Source organism: Aquimarina spongiae (genome assembly GCF_900141785.1).
Lineage (GTDB): Bacteria > Bacteroidota > Bacteroidia > Flavobacteriales > Flavobacteriaceae > Aquimarina > Aquimarina spongiae.
This window is the reverse complement of record NZ_FQYP01000010.1, coordinates 98,091-120,707: the sequence shown is the minus strand read 5'-3', so window position 1 is coordinate 120,707 and position 22,617 is coordinate 98,091. Positions and strand designations below refer to the sequence as shown.

At 34.2% G+C, this 22,617-nt stretch carries 22 protein-coding genes; 15 read left to right on the top strand and 7 right to left on the bottom strand.

Features of this window, described 5'->3' with window-relative positions; genetic code table 11:
- The first annotated feature begins 98 nt into the window (after window positions 1-98).
- The 3 genes from BUE24_RS20650 to BUE24_RS20640 all read left to right on the top strand — a co-directional run bounded on the left by BUE24_RS20650 (window position 99) and on the right by BUE24_RS20640 (window position 2,283).
- The gene (locus tag BUE24_RS20650) at window positions 99-785 is read left to right on the top strand and encodes a metal-dependent transcriptional regulator (RefSeq protein WP_073320556.1); all 687 of its coding nucleotides are present in this window, start codon (window positions 99-101) and stop codon (window positions 783-785) included.
- An 81-nt stretch (window positions 786-866) separates the two neighbouring features.
- Window positions 867-1,646 carry a 3'-5' exonuclease gene (locus tag BUE24_RS20645; protein ID WP_073320554.1) on the top strand — a complete coding sequence of 260 codons (780 nt, stop codon included), beginning with the start codon at window positions 867-869 and terminating at the stop codon, window positions 1,644-1,646.
- 25 nt (window positions 1,647-1,671) lie between these two features.
- Window positions 1,672-2,283 carry a fumarylacetoacetate hydrolase family protein gene (locus BUE24_RS20640; RefSeq protein ID WP_073320552.1) on the top strand — a complete coding sequence of 204 codons (612 nt, stop codon included), beginning with the start codon at window positions 1,672-1,674 and terminating at the stop codon, window positions 2,281-2,283.
- 13 nt (window positions 2,284-2,296) lie between these two features.
- On the opposite strand, the gene BUE24_RS20635 is transcribed toward BUE24_RS20640, so the two are convergent.
- Complete coding sequence (locus tag BUE24_RS20635; protein WP_073320550.1) at window positions 2,297-2,767, bottom strand: thioredoxin family protein; 471 nt, start codon at window positions 2,765-2,767, stop codon at window positions 2,297-2,299.
- 2 nt (window positions 2,768-2,769) lie between these two features.
- Window positions 2,770-5,157, bottom strand: a complete 2,388-nt coding sequence (locus BUE24_RS20630; RefSeq protein WP_244548188.1) for a TonB-dependent receptor — start codon at window positions 5,155-5,157, stop codon at window positions 2,770-2,772.
- 303 nt (window positions 5,158-5,460) lie between these two features.
- On the opposite strand from BUE24_RS20630, the gene BUE24_RS20625 reads away from it, so the two are divergent.
- Entirely contained in the window at window positions 5,461-5,799 is a 339-nt protein-coding gene (locus tag BUE24_RS20625; protein ID WP_073320546.1) for an Hpt domain-containing protein, read from the top strand.
- 11 nt (window positions 5,800-5,810) lie between these two features.
- Window positions 5,811-7,055 (top strand): competence/damage-inducible protein A, encoded by a 1,245-nt coding sequence (locus BUE24_RS20620; RefSeq protein WP_073320544.1) that lies wholly within the window; start codon window positions 5,811-5,813, stop codon window positions 7,053-7,055.
- 5 nt (window positions 7,056-7,060) lie between these two features.
- On the opposite strand, the gene BUE24_RS20615 is transcribed toward BUE24_RS20620, so the two are convergent.
- From BUE24_RS20615 to BUE24_RS20605, 3 genes are all read right to left on the bottom strand, one after another.
- On the bottom strand, window positions 7,061-7,474 hold the full coding sequence (locus BUE24_RS20615) for a hypothetical protein (protein WP_073320542.1): 414 nt from the start codon (window positions 7,472-7,474) through the stop codon (window positions 7,061-7,063).
- 211 nt (window positions 7,475-7,685) lie between these two features.
- On the bottom strand, window positions 7,686-8,090 hold the full coding sequence (locus BUE24_RS20610) for a hypothetical protein (RefSeq protein WP_073320540.1): 405 nt from the start codon (window positions 8,088-8,090) through the stop codon (window positions 7,686-7,688).
- 99 nt (window positions 8,091-8,189) lie between these two features.
- A complete protein-coding gene (locus tag BUE24_RS20605) occupies window positions 8,190-8,597 on the bottom strand; it encodes a hypothetical protein (RefSeq protein WP_084549641.1) in 408 nt (135 codons plus the stop codon).
- Window positions 8,598-8,961: 364 nt separating this feature from the next.
- On the opposite strand from BUE24_RS20605, the gene rpmB reads away from it, so the two are divergent.
- The 7 genes from rpmB to BUE24_RS20570 all read left to right on the top strand — a co-directional run bounded on the left by rpmB (window position 8,962) and on the right by BUE24_RS20570 (window position 15,886).
- A complete protein-coding gene (gene rpmB, locus BUE24_RS20600; protein WP_073320538.1) occupies window positions 8,962-9,201 on the top strand; it encodes a 50S ribosomal protein L28 in 240 nt (79 codons plus the stop codon).
- A gap of 26 nt (window positions 9,202-9,227) precedes the next feature.
- Window positions 9,228-9,410 (top strand): 50S ribosomal protein L33, encoded by a 183-nt coding sequence (gene rpmG / locus BUE24_RS20595; protein ID WP_013070733.1) that lies wholly within the window; start codon window positions 9,228-9,230, stop codon window positions 9,408-9,410.
- Between the two features lie 6 nt (window positions 9,411-9,416).
- Complete coding sequence (locus BUE24_RS20590; RefSeq protein WP_073320536.1) at window positions 9,417-9,569, top strand: DUF4295 domain-containing protein; 153 nt, start codon at window positions 9,417-9,419, stop codon at window positions 9,567-9,569.
- Between the two features lie 127 nt (window positions 9,570-9,696).
- Window positions 9,697-10,650 carry a signal recognition particle-docking protein FtsY gene (gene ftsY / locus BUE24_RS20585; RefSeq protein ID WP_073320534.1) on the top strand — a complete coding sequence of 318 codons (954 nt, stop codon included), beginning with the start codon at window positions 9,697-9,699 and terminating at the stop codon, window positions 10,648-10,650.
- Window positions 10,651-10,764: 114 nt separating this feature from the next.
- A complete protein-coding gene (locus BUE24_RS20580) occupies window positions 10,765-12,426 on the top strand; it encodes a carboxypeptidase-like regulatory domain-containing protein (RefSeq protein WP_073320532.1) in 1,662 nt (553 codons plus the stop codon).
- A gap of 213 nt (window positions 12,427-12,639) precedes the next feature.
- The gene (locus tag BUE24_RS20575; protein WP_170864648.1) at window positions 12,640-14,145 is read left to right on the top strand and encodes a carboxypeptidase-like regulatory domain-containing protein; all 1,506 of its coding nucleotides are present in this window, start codon (window positions 12,640-12,642) and stop codon (window positions 14,143-14,145) included.
- A 67-nt stretch (window positions 14,146-14,212) separates the two neighbouring features.
- Complete coding sequence (locus tag BUE24_RS20570) at window positions 14,213-15,886, top strand: amidase family protein (RefSeq protein WP_073320528.1); 1,674 nt, start codon at window positions 14,213-14,215, stop codon at window positions 15,884-15,886.
- Between the two features lie 348 nt (window positions 15,887-16,234).
- On the opposite strand, the gene BUE24_RS20565 is transcribed toward BUE24_RS20570, so the two are convergent.
- Window positions 16,235-17,287: a hypothetical protein gene (locus tag BUE24_RS20565; protein WP_073320526.1), complete on the bottom strand. Its 1,053-nt coding sequence runs from the start codon at window positions 17,285-17,287 to the stop codon at window positions 16,235-16,237.
- Window positions 17,288-17,410: 123 nt separating this feature from the next.
- Between BUE24_RS20565 and BUE24_RS20560 the strand changes: the two genes are divergently transcribed.
- The 3 genes from BUE24_RS20560 (at window position 17,411) to BUE24_RS20550 (ending at window position 21,428) form a co-directional block, all read left to right on the top strand.
- Window positions 17,411-17,929, top strand: coding sequence for an RNA polymerase sigma factor (locus BUE24_RS20560; RefSeq protein ID WP_073320524.1), 519 nt, complete (start codon window positions 17,411-17,413; stop codon window positions 17,927-17,929).
- Between the two features lie 66 nt (window positions 17,930-17,995).
- Window positions 17,996-18,910, top strand: a complete 915-nt coding sequence (locus tag BUE24_RS20555) for a FecR family protein (protein WP_073320521.1) — start codon at window positions 17,996-17,998, stop codon at window positions 18,908-18,910.
- Window positions 18,867-21,428 (top strand): TonB-dependent receptor, encoded by a 2,562-nt coding sequence (locus BUE24_RS20550; protein WP_139242073.1) that lies wholly within the window; start codon window positions 18,867-18,869, stop codon window positions 21,426-21,428. Before BUE24_RS20555 ends, BUE24_RS20550 begins: the two co-directional genes overlap by 44 nt.
- A gap of 1 nt (window position 21,429) precedes the next feature.
- Here BUE24_RS20550 and BUE24_RS20545 read toward each other — a convergent pair whose 3' ends face one another.
- Window positions 21,430-22,524 carry a serine hydrolase domain-containing protein gene (locus tag BUE24_RS20545; protein WP_073320517.1) on the bottom strand — a complete coding sequence of 365 codons (1,095 nt, stop codon included), beginning with the start codon at window positions 22,522-22,524 and terminating at the stop codon, window positions 21,430-21,432.
- Window positions 22,525-22,617: the final 93 nt, after the last annotated feature.

The window sequence follows — 22,617 nt, the reverse complement described above, 5'->3', positions numbered from 1 at the left end:
ATTACATCTACACTAATAGTAATTAATTATATGCCTAATAATTGTATTGTGTTTAGTATTTTTGTCTCATCACCGTAGCAAAACTAAAAAAGTTAGTTATGACTAACAAATCAAATTTGAATAATTTAACAAAAAGTGAAGAAGACTATCTAAAGGCACTTTTTAAGTTGTTGATAGAAGATAGCTCTGATAAGGTTGGGAATAATCAATTGGCAGATTATTTGAGAGTTTCTCCAGCTTCTACAAACAATATGATCAAGAAGCTAAAAACAAAAAAATATGTGGTTAGCGAAAAATATGGAAAGTTAGAATTAACCCAGGAGGGTCGTTCTGTTGCTGTTCGACTTATTCGAAAACACAGGCTTTGGGAAACGTTTTTGTATAACTACCTAAATTTTAGCTGGGATGAGGTGCATGATGTTGCAGAACAATTAGAGCATATTAAATCCTACAAGCTGGTAGATGAGTTAGACCGCTTTATGGATTTTCCGAAAAAAGACCCCCATGGGGAGTTGATTCCTAATGCTAGTGGCGAATATAAGGTGGTGCCTAAAATTACCTTGTCTTCTTTATCAGTAGGTGATGTGTGTAAATTAGTGTCTGTAAACGACGGTTCTGTTAATTTTTTAAGATTTGTATCAGAAATAGGACTGGCACTTAGTAGTGAGATTAAGGTGTTGGAAATTCGGGAATTTGATAAATCGATCAGGATAGGATTCAATGATACTACTGAAACCGTGACAAGAAAATTTGCGGATAATGTATTTGTAGAGAAGTTAGTATAATTTTTAGAAATGTTAAAGTAGAGCTGGTCTACAAGAATGTTAAATAATTGAAGTTATCTTTGGGAATCACACGAACAATTTATGGAGCTTAATTTGAAAAAACCGATCTGTTTTTTTGATCTTGAAACGACCGGGGTTAATATTTCTAAAGATCGCATTGTAGAAATTTCCATCCTAAAAGTGTTTCCAAATGGAACTCAGGAAAGCAAAACATGGTTAGTAAATCCTGAGATGCCGATACCTCCAGAAACAACTGCTGTTCATGGCATAGATGATGCCAAGGTTGCCAACGAGCCTACTTTTAAGGAAATCGCTAACAAAGTTCATGATATGATCAAAGGTTGTGATTTGGGAGGTTTTAATTCTAATCGTTTTGACATTCCATTATTGGCAGAAGAGTTGTTAAGAGTAGAACTGGACTTCGATATGAAGAACACTGTTTCTGTAGATGTACAAACTATCTATCATAAGATGGAAAAGAGAACGCTTTCTGCGGCGTATAAATTTTATTGTGATAAAGATCTCAATGATGCACATTCGGCTGAAGCAGATACTATGGCAACCTATGAAGTGCTAAAAGCGCAATTGGATAGATATCCAGAATTAGAGAATAGTACTAAATTCCTTTCAGAATTCAGTTCGAGAAAACAGTTTGCCGATTTTGCTGGATTTATCGCTTATGATAACGATGGTAAGGAAGTGTTTACCTTTGGAAAACATAAAGGGAAATTAGTAGAACGGGTAATGGAAGACGAACCTGGTTATTTTGGCTGGTTACAAAATGCAGATTTTCCTTTGTATACCAAAAAAGTATTGACTGCTGTTCGGCTTCGTAAACTCAACAATAGTTTGAATCTGTAATATCTTTGTATATCTAAATTAAGCGATGAAGATAATTTGTATAGGGCGTAATTATACCGACCATATAGAAGAGTTAGAAAATGAAAAGCCTACAGATCCTGTAGTTTTTTTAAAGCCCGACACTTCTATCTTACTCAAAAAACAACCTTTCTTTATTCCAGATTTTTCTAATGACATTCATTATGAAGTAGAAATTTTGATCAAAATCAAGAAACTCGGAAAGTATATCGATAGAAAATTTGCGCATAAGTACTATGACGAAATTGGGCTAGGAATTGATTTTACGGCAAGAGATTTGCAAAGTCAGTTGAAATCAAAAGGATTGCCTTGGGAAAAAGCAAAAGCGTTTGATGGGGCTGCGGTTATTGGTAATTGGGTTTCCAAGGACAATTTTGCAGATGTGAATGACATCAATTTTAGATTAGAAAAAAACAAAGAAATCGTTCAGCAAGGAAATACCCAATTGATGTTGTGGAAAATTGATGAACTCGTTGAGTATGTTTCTCAGTTCTTTACCTTAAAAATAGGAGATATTATTTTTACCGGAACTCCTGCAGGAGTAGGAAGGGTAGATGCTAATGACTATTTGGATGGTTATATTGAGGATGAAAAAATGTTTTCTATAAAAGTGAAATAAAATTGTAGAATAGCTAGAGTGCTAATAGCATTTTTTTAGGACTTAAATATTCAAAGTATCGCTTTCTTACTTTAAAACTTTCATCAAGAAAAATAGTAGCCGGGAGAGAAAAAGGTTGACCCTCTCTAGAGGCTAACAAGAGTGGGATTTCATGGATGGGATTTCTTGATGATGTTCGAGTTTTGTTGGTGAAAATACCACCATCAAAAGCAATTGTATCTCTACTTTCTGCATTCATTTTTACCGCATAGTATTCTTCATTTATTTTTTTGATCACTTCTGGTTTTGTGTAAACCACACGATCCATTTTTTTACAGTAAGCACACCAGTCTGCATAGAAACTAATGATTACTTTTTTTGGTTTTACCGCAAGAGAATCATCTAATTGCTCAAAACTGATCCAACGAACGGCTTCATCGTTTTGAGCAGCAACCTCAAACGATAATGCAAAGCATAAGAAGAATATAGTACTTGTTGATCTCATAACTAGTGTAGGTTTCCGAATTTTATTCCAATGAAAAAGGTTCTAGGTGTTCCCGGTCCATAAATATAATCAGAATCACGAAGGGGGCCGATATCAAAATCGTCTTGATAGCTGTTAAATATATTTTTTACCCCTCCGCTGAAGGTTACGTGAAAATTTTCTGAAATATCTAAGTGATGTTCTAATTTTAGGTTTAAGTCAAAGAAAGGATTGGTATCAACAAGATCCAAAAAACCAGATTCGCTAACTACTCTGGGTACAATCATGTTCCCCGTGTATGTACCGGTTAGGTCCATATTAAAACGTTTGCTCGGTATCCAAGATGCATTGATGTAGCCATAGGTATTAGGGTTTCGTACAAATTCGTCTACGATCACATCTTGTTCTCCCGGTATGGTACCATCAGATTCGAATAGGATCTGGCTTTCGTCATAATTAGATTGTTGAATGGTACCTCCTATTTGAAACTGCCATTCTTTTGATGGAGAAATACCGATTTCAAAATTAGTTCCAAAAACTTTTGCTCCGGATCCGTTTCTTACTTCTTCAAGAATAGAACCGTTTTCTAGAACAGCTCCTGTGCTTACCAAAGTAAAGGGATCTTTGAGATCCGTAAAAAATCCTTCTAAGAGAAAATCAGCTTGGATTTTATTAAAGTTTTTTGAGTAGTTCAATGAAGCTGTAAAGGCATTTGAAAATTCGGTATCCAGATTTTCGGATAGAATCACAAATTGAGGTTCTCCACCAACAGAAGAAATATGTAGATCCTCATTAAAGGCTTGCGGAGCTCTAAATCCTCTTGCATAACCACCTCTGAATTTTAGTGACTTCAGAATGTTATAGGATAAAGTAATACGAGGGCTTAATACGGTTTGGGTTACAGAAACATCCCTGGAGATCCCTCCGATGTTATAATTTCCATCAACATTAACATGATCTAATCGTGTGCCGAGTAAGGCGGTAAAATCATCTGTAGGTTTCCATTCGTATTGCAAATAAGAGCCTATGGTATGAACCTGTTGATCGATTAATCGGTTATAACCAGCTATCACATCTTCAGTATCGCTGATATTGTATTCTACTCCTGTAGTAATAATATCGTTGTTTTTTAGATTTTGAGTAAACTGTACTCCGGTAAGCAAGGCCAAGTCTTTGGTTACGCCATAGGCGTTTAAGGCCAGAATACTGTCTTGTCTGGTTCGTCCACCACCAAGCCCTCCATAATAACTATCTCTATCGGTATATTGTCCGGAAGTGTAGACAGAAAGATTATTGGTTCCCTTTTCGTTTTCCAGTTCATAAGTAATGCCTCCCAAAAAAGTATCATGGTCCAGTTCTTCAGTAATATCCGTGAAATGAGGAGCTAGATCAAGGCGATCTCCTCCGCGACGATATTCTTTAATGGTGGTCAAGTCCAAGGAGATTTTACTTCGGTCAGAAGGTTTTAAAAACGTTTTTAAACCAAAAGTGGTATTCTGAAGGGTGGTAAGTTCGGTAAAACCATCTCCGTTAGCATCAAATTCTTCTCGATCTCTATTCAACCCAAATACAGTAATTCCAGACATTAGATCATCACTTACCAGAGAAGCGTTGAAGTTAAGTGATCGATCCGGCGTATCTCCATCAACAAGCCCCAAATAGGTCCCAACTTCCCATGTATTTAGAACTGGATCCTTGGTGATGATATTAATGGTTCCTGCTATAGCATTCGATCCATAAAGCGCAGAACCTCCACTTCGCACTACCTCAATACGTTCTACAATATTGGTAGGAATTTGTTCTAATCCATATACGCTATTAAGTGCGCTAAATACAGCTCTACTGTTTATCAAAACCTGAGTATAACTTCCGTCTAGTCCATTAAGTCTGACTTGGGTAAACCCACAGTTCTGACAGTTATTTTCTACCCGTACTCCTGGAGAATAATTAAGGCCTTCTGAAACAGATATAGATTGCGTAGCTCCCAATAATTTTGGACTTAGTACATTCACTACAACGGGGGCTTTTTTTCGATTCACTCGATTTCTTGTTGCACTAACCACCACCTGATCCAGATTTAACCTGTCTTCGGTAAGAGTGAATTTCTGAGCAACAGTAGTGTTCGTAGTAGAGTTTATGGAAACATTTTGCTCTAAGGTTTGATGTCCTAGTGCACTTATTTTTATCAAATAATCTCCATATGGAATATCATAAATTTCAAAATCACCATTTTTATCAGACGAAGCATAGGTGGTAAAGGAATCGTTTGATAATGTGATATTGGCAAAAGGAATGGCGTCTTCTTTTGTATTCGTATTTCCCTTAAGATTTCCTGTTTGACCAATTATAACACTGATCTGAAATAAGGTAAAAATGAATAAAATTGATTTCATATTTGATGAAGTAAGCATTTTGTTAGATTTGGCAAATCTAAAAAGTTAGATAATGCTAACAAATTTTTTAACAGTTTATATTAAAAAGTTTAGAAGTATTTAATTTTAAAGGTTTTACTTGTAGTTTCGGATGATGTACACACAATAAAGAATGAGATTTCCTTGATGTATATCGTATTTCTTTACAGAATATTCAATAAATATTTTAGTTTGTAGGGATGAGATGTTATATTTACAAATAACTCTTACAACGCAGATGCTTTACATTAGATAAGCTTCTTGTAGAGTTTATAAAGAACCTTTTCAATAAAAATAAAATACATGAGCAAAGGATATAGTTTGAAAAATGTAAATGAATTATCTGGAGGTGATGACGAATTTATTGCAGTTCTGGTACAGACTTTCTTAGAAGAGATTCCGCCGGATCTTGAAAACATGGTTCAGGCAGTCGACGCAGATAATCCGCAGATGGCTTATCAATACGCTCATAAGATGAAGCCAAATCTTCAGTTATTTGATATAGACTTATTATCTCAAATCAAACAAATTGAGGCATGGTCCAAAACCAACAAGCCAAAAGAAGAAATAAAAGCGGTATTAGACGAGATCGTGTCTGCCGTTAATGTGGCTATAGCCTCCTTAAAAGTCGATTTCGCGTAGCTTTCCAAAATATGTTAGCAGAAATTATTACCATTGGTGATGAAATCCTTATCGGACAGATTGTAGATTCCAATTCTGCGTTTATGGGTAAAGAACTCAATAAAATAGGAGTTGATGTATATCAAATCACTTCTATAAGTGATGATCGACAACATATTCTAAATGCAATTGAAGAAGCTAAGAGCAGAGTGGATATCATTCTTATAACAGGAGGTTTAGGGCCGACCAAAGATGATATCACGAAACACACAATATGTGAGTATTTTGATGATCACTTGATCCAAAATGATACGGTTCTAAAACATATTGAAGATTTGTTTGCTAAATATATTTCTACACCGATTTCAGATGTAAATCGAAAACAAGCTTTGGTTCCAAGTCGTTCTACGGTTTTGATGAACCATTATGGAACTGCTCCTGGGATGTGGTTTGATGATCAGGATAAAGTAATAGTATCTATGCCGGGTGTTCCCTTTGAAATGAAAGGGTTGATGAAAACTGAAGTACTTCCGAGATTGCAGAAAAGATTTGATCGTCCATTTATTGTGCATAAAACGGTGCAGACTTATGGTATGGGAGAAAGTGCTATAGCAGCAAAAATTGAAGATTGGGAAGATAGCTTGCCCGATTTTATAAGACTGGCATATCTACCGAATTTAGGAAGAGTTCGTTTACGACTCTCTGCTCGAGGAAAGGATAAGCAAATCCTTGAAGAAACGATTTCAGAAAAAATAGAAGTGCTGCAAGATATCATCGGAGATATTATTGTAGGTTACGAAGATGATCAAACTATAGAGGTTAGGATAGGAGAGTTATTGGTTAAAAAAGAAGCCTCATTGTCAGTTGCTGAAAGTTGTACCGGAGGGAGAATTGCTCAATTGTTTACTGCCAATGCAGGTGCTTCAAAATATTTCAAAGGAGGTGCAGTGACGTATGCTACCCAGTCAAAGATTGATATTTTGGGGGTAAGTGCAGATATTATTCAAAAATATTCGGTAACTAGTCTTCAAGTTGCGGAAGAAATGGCTAAAACAGCAAAATTTAAATTTAAATCAGAATATGCTATCGCTACAACAGGCAATGCCGGACCGAAAAAAGGAGACGGTGATGTAGAAGTAGGAACGGTTTTTATTGCCATTGCTACTCCAACAACAGTGTTTTCAAAAGAATATAACTTCAGCAATCATAGAGAAAGAACTATCGGGAAGACAGTTAATAAATCTCTGGAGCTGTTATTAAATGAACTGAATAGATAGGTATTTTATTCTTCGACTTCTTCTTTTGAAAGAATTTTGTTTGACCAGGTAATAGCGTCCTCTAAGTCATCGGTTACATAAGTTGGCATACTTGTAAATGTTTCTTCTAACTTTGCTACTTTATAATTCACAGGGTCATAAATTACAATTGCATAACCTTTTAAGTTAGGGAAATACTCTTCAACTCCATGAATTCTAGTGGGTTTGAAGGAATAGGAATTAACTCGCTGGGAGATATAAGTAAAAGGTTTGATGCCTTCGTAATAATGTTGGATCAATTCATATAATTTTTTTCCACTATCAAAATTAAGATCCAGTCCTTGATTGACATTTCCAATTACGAAATTTTCATAAAAATAAAACCAACCAATATCAATTTTATGTTTATTTAAAAGAGGGGTATTAATGTTTTCAATCATTTAAAAAAACTATTTTATTTTTCTAAAATAAGTAATAATAATTAAAGCAGGTCATAATTAGTTTGTGTTACCATTTTAATCGACATAAGATATATTTATTCTCGTGTAAAACTCATGAAAGTACTCAAGACCTTAATTAATAAGAGTGAAACGCTTCAGGCGGTAAAATGTATTGGTTGAAAAAAGTTGCTAGTATATTTCACCTCTTACGCTAAGATTTATTTTTAAGACCTTCTAACTCATTATGAGTCCATTCAATTGCCTCTGATAGACTAGAGAAATTATAAAATGGTCTTTTAGCAAAATGTTTTTCTACTTCAATCGACTTACTGCAAAGATGACTGTAAGTAACGGTAGAATAACTCACAAAATTATCTAAATTAAGTAAAGGGCAGTCACCGTATTGATGAGGTAATATACTATGAGAGTTTATTCGATTAGAGATGTAGCTAAAAGGCTCTCCGTTTTCATAGTACTTTAAGACTAAAGGGATAAGCTCGTCAAGTTTGTCAAGAGATATTGTTATACCTTCTTTAACTTCTGAAACAAAATAATTAGTATAAAAATAAAATGTGCCTAGGTTGATTTCGTGTTTAGCAATTAAATGATCTGACATGTTTTTACTTTTTTTGATTTGAGGATTAGTCAATGCATTGATTTATCGATTACATGGTAATCGTTGATTAGTAATTATTTATGTTTTGTGTGAAGAGAATTAATCCTTTGGAATTATACTTTCTGCCCATTGCACAGCCTGATCGAGGCTATGAAAAATTTGTATGGGAATTTTTAGAAAAGCTTTTTCAAGATTAGCAACATCGGTGTTGGTCTTGTCATATGTAACAATAGCGTATCCTAATGTATTGGGTAACATTTTTGCGGTTTCAAAATGAATCGTAGGATCCATCGAATAAGAGTTAACTCGATTGGTAATATATACAAAAGGTTTTTTTCGGCCGTAGTATTTCTTAGTTAGAGTGTTGGTGACTTCAAGTGTCATTTTAAGATCAACTATGACTCCTTCATTAATTTCGGAAATCATAAAATGATCGTAACAGTAGAAAGTACCTATATTAGCAATAGTATGTTTTTTTATTAGTTCGTTCTTAAGACTATTAGGCATTATGGATAAATGATTTAGGGGTAATAAACAATAAATATACAATAGTAGGTTTCAAAAAACTAATTTTGTTTAACTAGAAACCAATACCCTTAATGGTCATGAAATTGGAAATATATTAAAATTAGTAAAGTTTATTTTGTTGATTAACAGTGTTTTGTGTTGTTTTCTGGCGCGTTTTAATAAAAAATATTGTTTTGATAATTTTTAAGGTAAGGTTTTACAAAAGGTGCTTCATTACAAGAAAAATGGGAGGTTAAAAAAAACTTTTGATAAAGAAGAAAATTTTAAAAACTATTATTGGCTGTTCGAGAAATTATTCGTTACTTTGCACCCTGTTTTGAAATAACACCAAAATTAAGAAGAAATGTCAAGAGTTTGCGAGCTTACAGGAAAAAAAGCAATGGTGGGAAATAACGTTTCTCACGCGATGAATAAAACAAAACGTAAATTCAATGCGAATTTGATCAAGAAGCGTTTTTACATTCCAGAAGAAGATCGTTGGATAACGCTAAAGGTGTCTACTGCGGCATTAAAAAATATAAACAAGAACGGGATCTCTGCTGTACTTAAAGAAGCTAGAGAAAAAGGTTTCTTAAATAAATAATTCTCCTTTTATAAAAGATATTAGAAATGGCGAAGAAAGGTAACAGAGTACAGGTAATCTTAGAATGTACAGAGCATAAAGCTTCTGGTCAGCCAGGTACATCAAGATACATCACTACAAAGAACAAAAAGAATACACCGGATAGAATGGAGTTAAAGAAATTTAATCCTATTCTTAAGAAAATGACGGTTCATAAAGAAATTAAATAATAAGACATGGCAAAGAAATCAGTAGCATCGTTACAAACAGGGTCAAAAAGATTGACTAAGGCCATCAAAATGGTAAAGTCTCCAAAAACAGGAGCATATACCTTTGTAGAATCTATTATGGCTCCAGAACTTGTAAATGACTTTTTAAAGAAAAAGTAATTTCCTGTTAAAAGATATTTAAAAGAAGCCGTTTCAATTGCATTGAAATGGCTCTTTCTTTTTATATTTAGGCAGTCTTTTTGCTAAGGCAAAAGATTTTTAGAAATCATGATATAGAATTAAAGAAATGGCACTTTTTAAAAATATATTTTCCTCTGAAAAGAAAGAGACTCTAGATAAAGGATTAGAAAAAACCAAAACTAGTTTTTTTTCTAAGCTTGGTAAAGCAGTTGCAGGGAAGTCCAAAGTTGATGATGATGTTTTGGATGAACTTGAAGAAGTTTTGGTAACTAGTGATGTAGGTGTCAAGACAACGATAAAGATTATACAGAGAATCGAAAATCGTGTAGCAAAAGATAAATACCTAGGTACAGATGAGTTGAATAAGATACTTCGTGAAGAGATTGCGGGGTTACTATCCGAAACAAATGTTGGCGAAGCTACAGATTACGAAATTCCAGAAGATAAAAAACCTTATGTACTCATGGTGGTTGGAGTAAATGGAGTAGGCAAAACCACTACAATAGGAAAATTAGCATACCAGTTTAACAAAAAAGGTTTAAAAGTAGTACTGGGAGCAGCAGATACTTTTAGAGCAGCTGCAATAGATCAACTTCAGGTTTGGGCAGATCGAGTAGATATACCTATTGTAAAACAAGAGATGGGAAGTGATCCAGCATCAGTTGCATTCGATACCTTACAATCTGGAGTAAATCAGGATGCAGATGTCATTATTATAGATACAGCAGGACGATTACATAACAAGATCAACTTGATGAATGAGCTGACTAAAGTAAAACGGGTAATGCAAAAGGTGATAGGAGATGCTCCTCATGATGTGTTATTGGTTTTGGATGGTTCTACAGGACAAAATGCTTTTGAACAAGCGAAACAATTTACAGCAGCAACTGAGGTGACTTCGATGGCGGTTACCAAATTAGATGGAACGGCTAAAGGCGGAGTAGTTATTGGGATTAGCGATCAATTTCAAATTCCTGTAAAATATATTGGTGTAGGAGAAGGCATAGAAGACCTTCAGGTTTTTAATAAATACGAATTTGTAGATTCTTTTTTCAAGTAGAGAGAAAGCGTTACGAAATAGTTAAAAAGACACTTTGAAATCGTCAAAGTGTCTTTTTTTTGTTAATTTTCTGTTAGGGAAAATAAATATTAACCATTAGTGCATCAATTTTTCATGAAACTACTTAAGAAAAGTTATATCCTTTGTTTTGTTTTTTTAACTGTATTTTGTTCAGAAGTATATGCTCAAGATCAAATAGAAAGTGGCGAATTACTTTGTAGGGTTTTGGATTCAAAAACGAAATTCCCGGTATACTATGCTACTGTAAGATTTACTGGAACTAACAAAGGGTTAATCGCAGATGATAAAGGAGAGTTTAGACTTTTAGCATATACCAAACCAAACACTTCATCCAAGATTACGATCTCATCGATTGGATATAGAACCAAAGAAATCTATCTAAGTGAACTTCGGAAGGACCAGGTTAATATTATTCAACTACTCCCTGATGTTGAAGAATTGGAACAGGTAATGTTAGTTTCCAAAAAAGGTACTGAGAGCAAAAAAGAAAAATTGCCCAATGCAGAGACCATTGTCATCGAAGCATTAAAAAAACTATCGGTCAATCATGCTAGAAAACCTTCCTCGTATATTGCATATTACAGGGATTACCAACAACCAATTGATGATTCCTATGAAAAAGTGCGTAAGAGAAATGAAGATGTAGAATATCTCAACCTTAACGAGGGTATTGTAGAGGTATTTGATGCTGGATTCGGTACCGATTATTTTAATAATCAACAAAATCAAACCTTGGTTTACAGGTATCATAAAAATGAAGCTTTTACTAGGGATAACACCCTGTCGGTTCCTTACGATAACAAAAGAAAAAAATATCTTGAAAACGTGAAAATCCCACCGTTTGGTGGTAATGAGTTAAGCGTGCTTAATGTGACTAATGCGATTCGAAATCATAATAAGGTGTCATTTTCCTTTGTTAATGTGTTTAGAGCAAATTTTACGGAAAATCACTTCTTTGAGATAAACGGAGTTAGTTATCGCAACAATCAACCTATTTATGAGATTATTTTCAAGGCTCAAGAAAGCGTATCAGGACGAAAATACGTGGCAAAAGGAACCATTTTTATTGCCAAAGAAAATTATGCGATCCATAAGCTTAACTATCAGGTTTACGAAAAAAGGTTTAAAAAAATGCTTTATGGAGTTACGATGGAGTATGCTCCTATTGATGAAAAAATGTATTTGAATTATATCACATTTAATAATCGTTTCCAGGTCAAAAGTGATGATTATTTCAAAGTGAAAGAAAAAAAGTTAAATGTCAAGGATCTATACGTGAATAATGAATATTTCTATGTGGAAGATGTTTTTTACGATGTTTATTTCAATAGAAAAGTAGATGAGGCATCCATTGCTCCGATTCATAAAAAGTTCAAAGCGACATATTCTTATAAAGAAGAGAAGGTAGGAATAAAAGAAGTCGTGGTTTTGGATGACCGTATAAGGGTCTATCTGGATAAAAAGCAGTTATATGCTCTACCTAATTTTAATGAAAAAACTTTTCCTGATGAAATTAGGTTAAAAATTAAAAATATTAAGGACATCGATGGGAATGTTTTGAATAAAACTCCTGATATTAAATTAAATCAGTATCGAGAAATGTTTGTGCAAGAAGTGTTTCCGGAAAAAGATTTACCAGAAGACGTTAAAGTGATGAACAAACATACACCCTTGGCAACCTCTGAAATCAATGAATTCGAAAGGAAAAATGAATATTGGTTGAACACCCCATTAAAGAAAAATAAGACTCAATAGATCGTCCCAATGCGTGGTTGATCCTATTTTGTAATGATATTGTTATTAAAGCGTTAAAAGAAAGAGTGTTAAGAGTATTTCTTAACCTCTTTTTTTATTTTAAGGTGAGTAATTAAAGATTTGGTTATGAACAGTAGGGGAGTACTCTTGATTATTTTCTATTCAATATTTTTTTTATCACTTGTCCATGCTCAAAATATCAATACAAATCAGTTGATATGTAAAATAATAAATCAGGATTCCAAAACTCCGGTGTACTATGCTACGATAAAATTGGTAGGGACTAATCTAGGAGTTGTGGCAGATGATAAAGGACAATTTAGGTTACCTGGGGATTTGGAAATGTCGAGTAAAATTAAGGTGTCTTCTATTGGATATGTTTCAAGAGAAATTTCAATTTCCGAATTGAATAAAAAAAATACGAACATCATTTATCTTGCTCCAAGTGTCGATCAGTTAGAAATAGTAACCCTTAAATCAAGGAAAAAAAGGAAGAAACTCTTATCCGCAAAACAGATAGTAAAAAAGGCAATAGCTAATATTGATAATAACTACCCACAAACCCCATTTTCCTATATCGCTTATTACAGGGATTACCAACAACCAGTAGATAGTTCATATGTCTCTCGGTCAAATGGGCAGTACATATCCGAGTATATTAACCTTAATGAAAGTATAGTTCAAGTATATGATGCTGGTTTTGCCACAGACAATATGACTCATCAAAGAAGTCAAACTGTGTTGTATAGTTATGTGGAGAATAAAGATTTTGAAAGGGACAATTCTTTATCTATTCCTTATGATAATCACAGTAAAAAGTACTTAGAGAATACAATTATCCCTGCCTTTGGAGGAAATGAGTTTAATATCTTACTACTAACTGATGCTTTGAGAAACCACGACAAACCATCGTTCTCATTTGTTGAAAATTTAAGAGAAGATTTTGTAGCAAATCATAGATTCGAATTGGATCAAATCCGCTTTTTAGATACCATTCCGATTTATGAAATAGATTTCTCTACAAATGCATATGCTTCAGGACCACAACACTATGCCACAGGGAAGATATTTATAAATACAGAGAACTTTGCGATCCATAAATTGAGCTATACCGTATTCGAATCGTTCAAAGATGCTCCGTTATATGCGATAACCATCGCCTATAGAAGCGTTGGGGAGAAGATGTATTTGAACTATATCACGTTCAATAATAGGTTTGAAGTATTCAAAGACCCCGAGTTTAAAATTGAGAATGTAGTATACAGTCCGCAAGAAAATATTCTGGACGTTTTCTTTAATAATGAATTGAATATCAATTTTACCACTAGTCATTTAAAACGCCCTAAATTGAAACACAACGGAAAAGATGTTGGTATTACTAATCTTTTGGTGCTTGATCGACAAATTCAAATCAAATTGGATGATACATCAAGATTAGGAACGACGGATGAAGAATCCAAGTATTTATCTAGAAGTATAGGTTTGATGTTGAAAGGAGTCAAAGATATACGTGGTAATGTATTGCATAATATCCATAAATTGCTTTTGAATCAATATAGAGAGATATTTGTTCAGGAGGTTTTTCCAGATATGGATATCCAAGAGGGATATGAAGTGATGGACAAGTATACCCCATTGTCTGGGGCCAAAATCAATGATTTTAAGGATAAAAGTAAGTATTGGATCAATACTCCGTTAAAAAAAAACAAAAAACATTGATTACTTTTTGTAAACGCCTATTTTTAAAAACCATAAGGTAAACACAAAAAGCATAAACTCTCGAATAATGAAAAAGATTGGTCTTCTATTAATTGTATTTTTTAGTTTTTTAGCATGTAAACAACAAAAAGAAACTAAGCCTGTTGTCGAAAAGCAACCTCCGGTAACCTGGCAATCTTACGATGAAACAGCAGATCTAGCAAAGACTCTTGAGTTAGAACAGGAACGGATGCATTTGAAATTGGTCAACTCCAAAGTATACGATAAAAATAATATTTGGAAAGGAGTTGAACAGGAACTGGATTACTTTACTCCAGAAAAATATAATGCATTGAAGGATGTAATTCTGGAAAAAGACATTCCAACATTACAACAAAGCATAATCGACGGTACACTTACCTATGAAGATCTAACCTTGTTTTATATCTATAGAATACGTAAATACGAAAGTGATAATAACTTGTCTCTTAATGGGGTAATCTTACTTAATTCTCAGGTGGTAGCACAAGCCAGGACTTTGGATCAAGTAGATAAATCGACTATCGATATTCATTCTGTACATGGTATGCCGATATTACTGAAGGATAATATCAATACCGAAGGAATGATTACTACAGCAGGGGCTGTTGCTTTGCAAAATAATACAACGGGTGATGCTTTTATTACCAAAAGGTTATTGGACCAAAAAGCGTTAATTTTGGGGAAAGCTAATCTAAGTGAATGGGCATATTTTATGTGTTCTGGATGTCCAGTTGGCTATAGTGCAGTAGGAGGGCAAACCATGAATCCTTATGGTAGAATGGTTTTTGAATCCGGAGGGTCTAGTTCTGGTAGTGGAGTTACCGTAGCGGCAAACTATTGTGTCGCCGCTGTAGGGACAGAGACTAGTGGGTCTATCTTGTCGCCTTCAAGTCAAAATTCGGTAGTGGGACTAAAACCTACGATTGGGGTATTGAGTAGATCGGGAATAGTTCCTATTTCCAGTACTTTGGACACCCCTGGGCCTATGACAAAAAACGTAATCGATAATGCCATTCTTTTTGATGCCTTGCTAGGGAAAGATGATCAAGATGAAGCTTCTGTAGCCGTAGAGGCCACTTTTGTTGATCAGCTTAAGAATGCAACGATAAAAGGAAAGCGCTTTGGAGTGATAAAAGGATTATTGGAGGACTCTATCTATAACATCGCTGTAGAAAAACTGAAAAAAGCAGGTAGTGAGATTGTGGTGTTAGAACCAGAACAAACTCCGTTACCGGGTTTTTTGAGTATTCTGAATATTGATATGAAAAATGACTTGCCTAAGTATATCAGTCAAAATACAGGAGATCAGGTAACTATTAAAAATATTGAAGATGCTATTGCATTTAACAGAGAAGATTCTATAATCAGAATTCCTTATGGACAGCAATTGTTTGAAGGTATTATGCAGGATCCAACTACAGCAGAAGAGTTAGAAGAGATCAAAGCAAATCTTAAAAAGACGGCACGAGCTTATTTTGATGTGCATATAGATAAACATCAACTGGATGCCGTACTATCTATTAATAATTACCATGCAGGATATGCTGCTGTTGCAAAATATCCAGCATTAACCGTTCCTATGGGGTATTCTGAAAAAGGAGAGCCAAAAGGACTTACTTTTATAGCCAAAGAATTTTCTGAAGGCCCATTGCTTCAGTTTGGATATGGGTATGAGCAAGTTTCTAAAGAGAGAAAAATGCCGTCAAATTATGTAGAATAAGCCAAAGTACATTTTCAATAAATATTTATAAAGGGGATATCAATTATCCCCTTTGTACTCTCAAAAAATTAAAATTAGATCTCCAATCCCAAACAGGATGATATTACGTATGAAAAAAATATCTATTTATTTTTAGAGATTTATGTAAACCATGCTTCACACACAAATCAGTATTTCACTTTCTTGCACCTTACCCCCTTTTTTCAAACTCAAAAAAAAAATGGTGCCATGATGAAAGTATTATGTAACATATTACTGCAAAGGTTTCATAAATAAGAATTCTATTTTTTGAGATTATCTTTTTTGATTATTATGTCCTGGTAGTCTACCAATTCATTCGTATTCTGATTATCTTATTTGTTGAAAAAACAATTCATCTTTACTAACTCCTGGTCCTGTTCGTTCGTCCAGCATAATTCGTGTATCTTGTACCTTTTTTACATTCCAGTTATTACCCAACTTGTCGAGTGGAGGAGTACTGCCAAAATCTAATATAGCATTAAGCCCACCATCAGCACGAGTAACCACCGACCAGGTTCCGTCAAATACTTCACCTGTTGATGAATCTTCTATAGAAATCGAACCATCTGCTAAAAAGGTGAAGACAAAGTCTTTATAGTTTTGAGTTTCGTTACTCTCATTGTCTTTGTATTTTTGAACTTCCCAAGTGCCTTGAGTAATAGTCGTGCTGAAATCATCGATAGTGCTATCGTCTTCATCACAATCTTCCAAAGAGTCTTCAATTACCTCTTCTAATTCATCAGTTCCGTCAATAGTTATTTCAGTATCATTGGTAAACACAATAGTAATCGGAAAGCTAATGTTAGCTACATCTCCTTCTTTCAGATCTTCTAGAAATCCAAACAATTCTCGGTCATTATTCATAGTCAATATTTGGGCAATTTCATTTTCTGAATCAAAATAGGAGATCTCAAAAGGATATTTAAAATCAACACATTCGATATTGGTATCATCTGAAGTACAGGTGGTTGTTACAGATTCTAATTCCGAATTATTGGTAATTACTTGTTCTGTATAATCGCTAAAAATAATGGTAATCGGATAAATGATTTCCAAGGTATCCGTATCATCACTTGACCCTGAGAAAATATCTTCAATGATCTGAAAATCTTCCTCAGAGTTAATGATCTGTTCGGAGCCATTAGCAATTACGGTAAGGGGCAATTTTACGGTAAAGCAGGTAGAATTGTCAATTATATTATCAATTGATCCGTCGTTAGCACTAACTTTAGACATTAAATCAGCAACTTTAGAATTTGCTTCTATAATTTGATTAGGGTTAGCTTCTACCAACAAATCAGACTCATTCCTGCAAGAAACGAGTATTGTAAATACAATTGAGGGCAAAAAAAGTAAAATGGTTTTGGCTTTAGTTGTCATGCGCTAGTTTTAAAGCGTTACATTTATATAACAACTTACTTTTCGAAATCCCTTTCAGTTTTTGTTTTTTTTTACTTTTACGTTTAGATTTTTTATTTTTAGGAAAACGATTTACCCCTAATTATGCAAAAACAACTATTTGAAAATGTTTGTGATGATTCGGTGTTTTCGGATATTTATAAAAAATATTCTAAGGATTTATTCGATTTTCTTTATTATAAATTTGGAGAAACATTTTCTCCGGAAGATAAGATGCAGGATGCATTTTTGAAACTATTAGATAAGTGTAAAGAGGTTACTCCCGAAAAAGCGAAAAGTTTTTTATTCACGGTGGCAAATAATAGTATGCTTAATGCTGTTAAGCATCAAAAAGTAGTATTGAAGTATAGACATATAAAACCTAAAGAGTACACTAATGAGTCGCCGGAATTTATTTTAGAACAGGAACAATTTCTTCAAAATTATCAGAAAGCTTTAGGTACTCTTACTGAGGATCAACGAGTTGCTTTTTTGTTGAATAAAGTAGAAGGTAAAACACAGTCAGAGATTGCTGAAATGCAAGGAACTACTCGGAAAGCAATTGAAAATAGAATTTATGTTGCGTACAAAAAATTGAAAGCAAGTCTTGATGGTTTTCAATAATTTGAGTGTAATGAAAGGGAAATCAAGAACTTAGTTGTTATATTATAAAAAGAAAGAGATTTTGATATGGATAGAGAGTATCTTATTAAAAAGTGGTTGGCAGATGAATTAACACCAGAAGAGCTTCAGGCTTTTAAGGAGTTGGATGATTATGACTCTCATGTCAGAGTAATGAAAGGAGCAAAATCATTTAAGGCTTCAGATCATACAACTATTCCTGCTGCAGATGTTTTTCTGTCAAAAGCAAAATCAGAAAAGAGAAAAAGGAAATTCAAAAATTTCAGATACGATCGTGTTTTGAATATCGCCGCTGTCCTGGCGTTATTTATTGGTATAGGAAGTGTTTTCTTTTTGTCGAGAAGTAATACCGTGGAAACTGAAATCGGCGAAAAAGAAAATATAGAACTCCCTGATGGATCCTCCATAATGTTGAATTCAGGATCGTCTGTTACCTACAAACCAGGGAAATGGAGCGCAGAACGGATGGTAGAGTTAGAGGGTGAAGCTTTTTTTAAAGTAGGAAAAGGAAAAAGGTTTGACGTAGTAACACCGTCAGGAATTGTTACTGTACTAGGGACCGAATTTAATATCAAAAATAGAGAGGGTTACCTGGAAGTTACTTGTTATAAAGGTTTGATTAGACTAAAAAGTGGAGATTTGGACCTTAACATTAGAGCTGGTAGTACTTTTACAATGATCAAAGGAAAAACCAAGTTTGAAGAAATTGAAGAAGTATCCCCGGATTGGACAAATAATATCAGTGTCTTTGATAGTGTTACTTTTGAAGAGGTTTTAAAAGAGTTTGAAAGACAATACGAAGTAACCTTTTCTCTAGAAAATGTTGACGTTAATCGAATATTTACAGGTGGTTTTGTCCATAATGATTTAGAAGATGGTTTAAAATCAATAACTTTACCTTTAGATTTAATCTATTCTATTGATAAAAAAGGTACAATTACACTCAAAACGGCCAAGGAATAAAACTGCAAATATATTTTGTCTTGGGGTTCTATTGTTTTTTTTAGGGAGTTTTATAATCAGTGGTCAGGAGGATAGTAATACAGAACCACTCTCTACTGTATTTACTGTCTTAGAAAAGAGATTTGAGTACAAATTTACCTTTGCCAATGAAATTATTGAAGGTGTTCGTTTGGTACCACCTCCTGAAAACCTTTCTTTTGAGGAAACGTTAAGTTATTTAAAAGCAAATACTAATCTTACATTTACAATTATTAATCAAACGTTTGTTTCCGTTAATAAAGACCGTACATCTTTGATTACAATTTGCGGACAAATACGAGATATTGAGACGGGAAAAGGAATAGAAGGAGCCGAAATTATAGGGACACCACGATCTACCATAAGTAACGAAAATGGCTTTTTTCAAATCGAAGTAAGTGCGAGTAATGTAGTTTTCTTAATTAATCATATAGGATATCAACCATTAAATTTTGCGCCTGATCAAAAACAGGATGAAAATTGCGAGGAGATACTTTTGACTCCTCAAACATTTAACCTGCAAGAAGTTATTCTTAAAAATTATATAACAAAAGGAATAGGGAAAACCGATACTGGTGCGTTAACAATTGATTATTCTAATTTTGGAAGCTTACCAGGACTAATAGAAGCAGATGTTCTACAAACGATTCAGGCTTTGCCAGGTGTCCAAAGTGTAGATGAAACAGTGTCTAACATTAATGTAAGAGGAGGAACTCATGATCAAAACCTTATTTTATGGGATGGGATCAAAATGTATCAGTCTGGACATTTTTTCGGTTTGATTTCAGTATTTAATCCCAATATTACCGCAAAAGCTTCCTTGCTAAAGAATGGAACTTCACCAGAACATTCCGGAGCAGTATCTAGTACTATTGTTATGAATTCTCAGAAAAATATCAATGACACACTTTCTTTTGGATTTGGAGCTAACTTGATTAATGTAGATGGCTTTATTGATATTCCTACAAGTAAGAAATCCTCGTTACAAATTTCCGCCAGAAAATCCATCAGTAATCTCTACGAAACACCAACCTATTCTAGGTATTTTGATCGTATTGCACAGGATAATGAATTGGATAATAATGATCAAAATGTGATGAATTCTGATTTTGAATTCGATTTTTACGATACAAATCTAAGATGGAATTATCATATTTCTGAAAATGACAAGGTAAGACTCAATTTTTTGCTGATCAATAATGATTTAGTGTTTTCAGAAAACGCTACAATCAATAATATAGAGACTTCGAGACAGAGTAATATATCCCAAAACAGTATCGCAGCTGGGATATGGTATCATAGAAAGTGGAGTGATAAATTCGAATCGTCAATTCAATTGTATGAGACAAACTATGAGTTAAAAGCAACCAATGTGAACCTCCTACAAACCCAAAGATTTTTGCAAAAGAATGTGGTTTCTGAAACTGGTGTTACTCTTAAAACTATATACAAGCTAAATCAAAATTTATCCTTATTAAACGGATATCAGTTTGTAGAAACAGGAATTACAAATTTGAATGATATTGATACGCCTATTTTTGTTGATCAGGAGGTTAGGGTGGTTAGAAATCATGGTGTTTTCTCTGAATTAATTTACAAACCCCAACAGAAATCTAAAACTATACATTTAGGAGTTCGATATAGTTTTATAGATAAATTTAATAAACATATTATCGAACCTAGATTAAGCTATAATCAAAAACTAAATTCATATTGGAGTCTCGAGATTTTGGGTGAAATGAAACACCAAACAAGTTCTCAAATCATCAATTTTCAGAACGATTTTTTAGGGATAGAAAATAGGAGGTGGTTTTTAAGTGATGAAGAAGAAATTCCTATTGTAACCAGTAATCAAGTTTCTATTGGCCTACAGTATAATAAAAAAGGATGGTTGATTGCCGGAGAAACGTATTACAAAAAAGTTAATGATATCACAGCGAGAAGTCAGGGATTTCAAAATAAATTCGAGTTTCAAAGAGGAATAGGGGATTATGCCGTAAGTGGATTGGATGTACTGGTTAATAAGCGTTTTGAAAATATAAGCACTTGGTTAAGTTATAGTTTTGCAGATAATAATTATACCTTCAATACTTTTGAAGATACTAATTTTCCTAATAACACTGATATTACTCATGCAATTACCTTTGGTAGTTCTTATACTTTAAGAGGGTTTAAGTTGTCGGCAGGGATCAACTGGAACTCTGGTTTGCCAACTACTCAACCTTTGACAGCAGATCCGGTTTTGGATGGAAATATTGATTTTGGAGAAGCTAATGCTGATCGCCTTAAAAACTACTTTCGTTTTGATATATCTGCCATATATGATTTTCAGTTAACTAAGAATATTAAAGCTCATGCAGGTGCTTCCATATGGAACTTAACAAACAACCGAAACGTTATTGGAAACTACTACAGGCTGAATGATCAAAACATTCCGTTGGAAATGACAAAAAGCGCTTTGCGATTAACTCCAAATGCGGTGTTTCGCATATCTTTTTGATCTAGTTTATTAGTAAGTTAATTTTTTGCCATAGTTCATTATCAAAGCTGGATGGGCCAAGAAATGATGCGCCTGCATTGTCGCCCAAACGAACAATAACTAGATTTTGACTAGGGACTACATAGAGTTTCTGGTCATCTTTACCCAAGCCTGCAATTAAGTCTTGTGGAGCATCGGGAATAAGTTCTCCGTTGAACTGAGTTTCAGAAGCAGGGACTCTGTAGCTGGATGATCCGTTAAGCCACCACAGATAACCGTAGGCAGCGTTCAAGTCTTGGGATATTGAAGTCATGTCTTCAAAATATTGAGTGTCAGTCAGAATGTTGGTATTCTCCCAGCTACCTTCATTTAGGCTCAATAGTCCAAATCTTGCCATGCTCCTTGCTGTACTGTAAAATACATGAGCATATCCTAATCGAAGCCAGGTACCATCCATACCAATAGGACTACCTATTTTTGAATTAAAGTAATTATTGTAACTCGTATTTACAGCCGAAGAAACAATATCGGTGAGCAAAGTATATGCAGCGTTGTGATAGTACCAAAATGTTCCTGCCTCATTCAAATAAGTAAGGCAATCTGCATCTGTGCAATTGGTGTTCACAACATTATAATCCAAGCCAGTAGTCATGGTCAAATGATTTCGGATGCTGATTTGTGATTCTTGAGTGTCTGTAATATTGGCCCACCCACTTCCCAGATATAACGAAGAGGGTTCATCAATTTGTAAAAGCCCCTCTTGCTGAGCAATCCCGGTGAGGGTGGCAGTTAAGGTTTTTCCTGCAGAATACCAGGGGTAATTTTCAGAAGCAGAACCACCATTAAAGTATTTTTCGACAACAATCCTTCCGTTTTTCAAAATAATGAAAGCTTTGGTGTTGTTATTTTCTAAAAAGTCATACAAAGACTGTTCTTCATCTCCATTCCATCCCAAATCAGATATGGAAGCTTTTTCCCATTCCTGGGAAGTAACTGGAGGGAAATACATTTGACTTAAATCCGGAGAACTTGGTGGGAGCTCGTTGCTATTATCATCTTCAGAACAGGATAACATGCCAAAAGCAACCAAGGCAAATAATAGATAGACCTTTTTCATAGGGGGAGTTATGTTTGTAGATTTGGACTCATTAATATACAAAAGGTTTAATTAGCCTAACAATCTTTAACATATTGTATTCCAATTTGTGTC

Bases quoted from the DNA above. Each gene is read 5' to 3' on its own strand.
- BUE24_RS20650 (WP_073320556.1), top strand. From the start codon at position 99: ATGACTAACAAATCAAATTTGAATAATTTAACAAAAAGTGAAGAAGAC.
- BUE24_RS20645 (WP_073320554.1), top strand. From the start codon at position 867: ATGGAGCTTAATTTGAAAAAACCGATCTGTTTTTTTGATCTTGAAACG.
- BUE24_RS20640 (WP_073320552.1), top strand. From the start codon at position 1,672: ATGAAGATAATTTGTATAGGGCGTAATTATACCGACCATATAGAAGAG.
- BUE24_RS20635 (WP_073320550.1), bottom strand. From the start codon at position 2,767: ATGAGATCAACAAGTACTATATTCTTCTTATGCTTTGCATTATCGTTT.
- BUE24_RS20630 (WP_244548188.1), bottom strand. From the start codon at position 5,157: ATGCTTACTTCATCAAATATGAAATCAATTTTATTCATTTTTACCTTA.
- BUE24_RS20625 (WP_073320546.1), top strand. From the start codon at position 5,461: ATGAGCAAAGGATATAGTTTGAAAAATGTAAATGAATTATCTGGAGGT.
- BUE24_RS20620 (WP_073320544.1), top strand. From the start codon at position 5,811: ATGTTAGCAGAAATTATTACCATTGGTGATGAAATCCTTATCGGACAG.
- BUE24_RS20615 (WP_073320542.1), bottom strand. From the start codon at position 7,474: ATGATTGAAAACATTAATACCCCTCTTTTAAATAAACATAAAATTGAT.
- BUE24_RS20610 (WP_073320540.1), bottom strand. From the start codon at position 8,090: ATGTCAGATCATTTAATTGCTAAACACGAAATCAACCTAGGCACATTT.
- BUE24_RS20605 (WP_084549641.1), bottom strand. From the start codon at position 8,597: ATGCCTAATAGTCTTAAGAACGAACTAATAAAAAAACATACTATTGCT.
- rpmB (WP_073320538.1), top strand. From the start codon at position 8,962: ATGTCAAGAGTTTGCGAGCTTACAGGAAAAAAAGCAATGGTGGGAAAT.
- rpmG (WP_013070733.1), top strand. From the start codon at position 9,228: ATGGCGAAGAAAGGTAACAGAGTACAGGTAATCTTAGAATGTACAGAG.
- BUE24_RS20590 (WP_073320536.1), top strand. From the start codon at position 9,417: ATGGCAAAGAAATCAGTAGCATCGTTACAAACAGGGTCAAAAAGATTG.
- ftsY (WP_073320534.1), top strand. From the start codon at position 9,697: ATGGCACTTTTTAAAAATATATTTTCCTCTGAAAAGAAAGAGACTCTA.
- BUE24_RS20580 (WP_073320532.1), top strand. From the start codon at position 10,765: ATGAAACTACTTAAGAAAAGTTATATCCTTTGTTTTGTTTTTTTAACT.
- BUE24_RS20570 (WP_073320528.1), top strand. From the start codon at position 14,213: ATGAAAAAGATTGGTCTTCTATTAATTGTATTTTTTAGTTTTTTAGCA.
- BUE24_RS20565 (WP_073320526.1), bottom strand. From the start codon at position 17,287: ATGACAACTAAAGCCAAAACCATTTTACTTTTTTTGCCCTCAATTGTA.
- BUE24_RS20560 (WP_073320524.1), top strand. From the start codon at position 17,411: ATGCAAAAACAACTATTTGAAAATGTTTGTGATGATTCGGTGTTTTCG.
- BUE24_RS20555 (WP_073320521.1), top strand. From the start codon at position 17,996: ATGGATAGAGAGTATCTTATTAAAAAGTGGTTGGCAGATGAATTAACA.
- BUE24_RS20545 (WP_073320517.1), bottom strand. From the start codon at position 22,524: ATGAAAAAGGTCTATCTATTATTTGCCTTGGTTGCTTTTGGCATGTTA.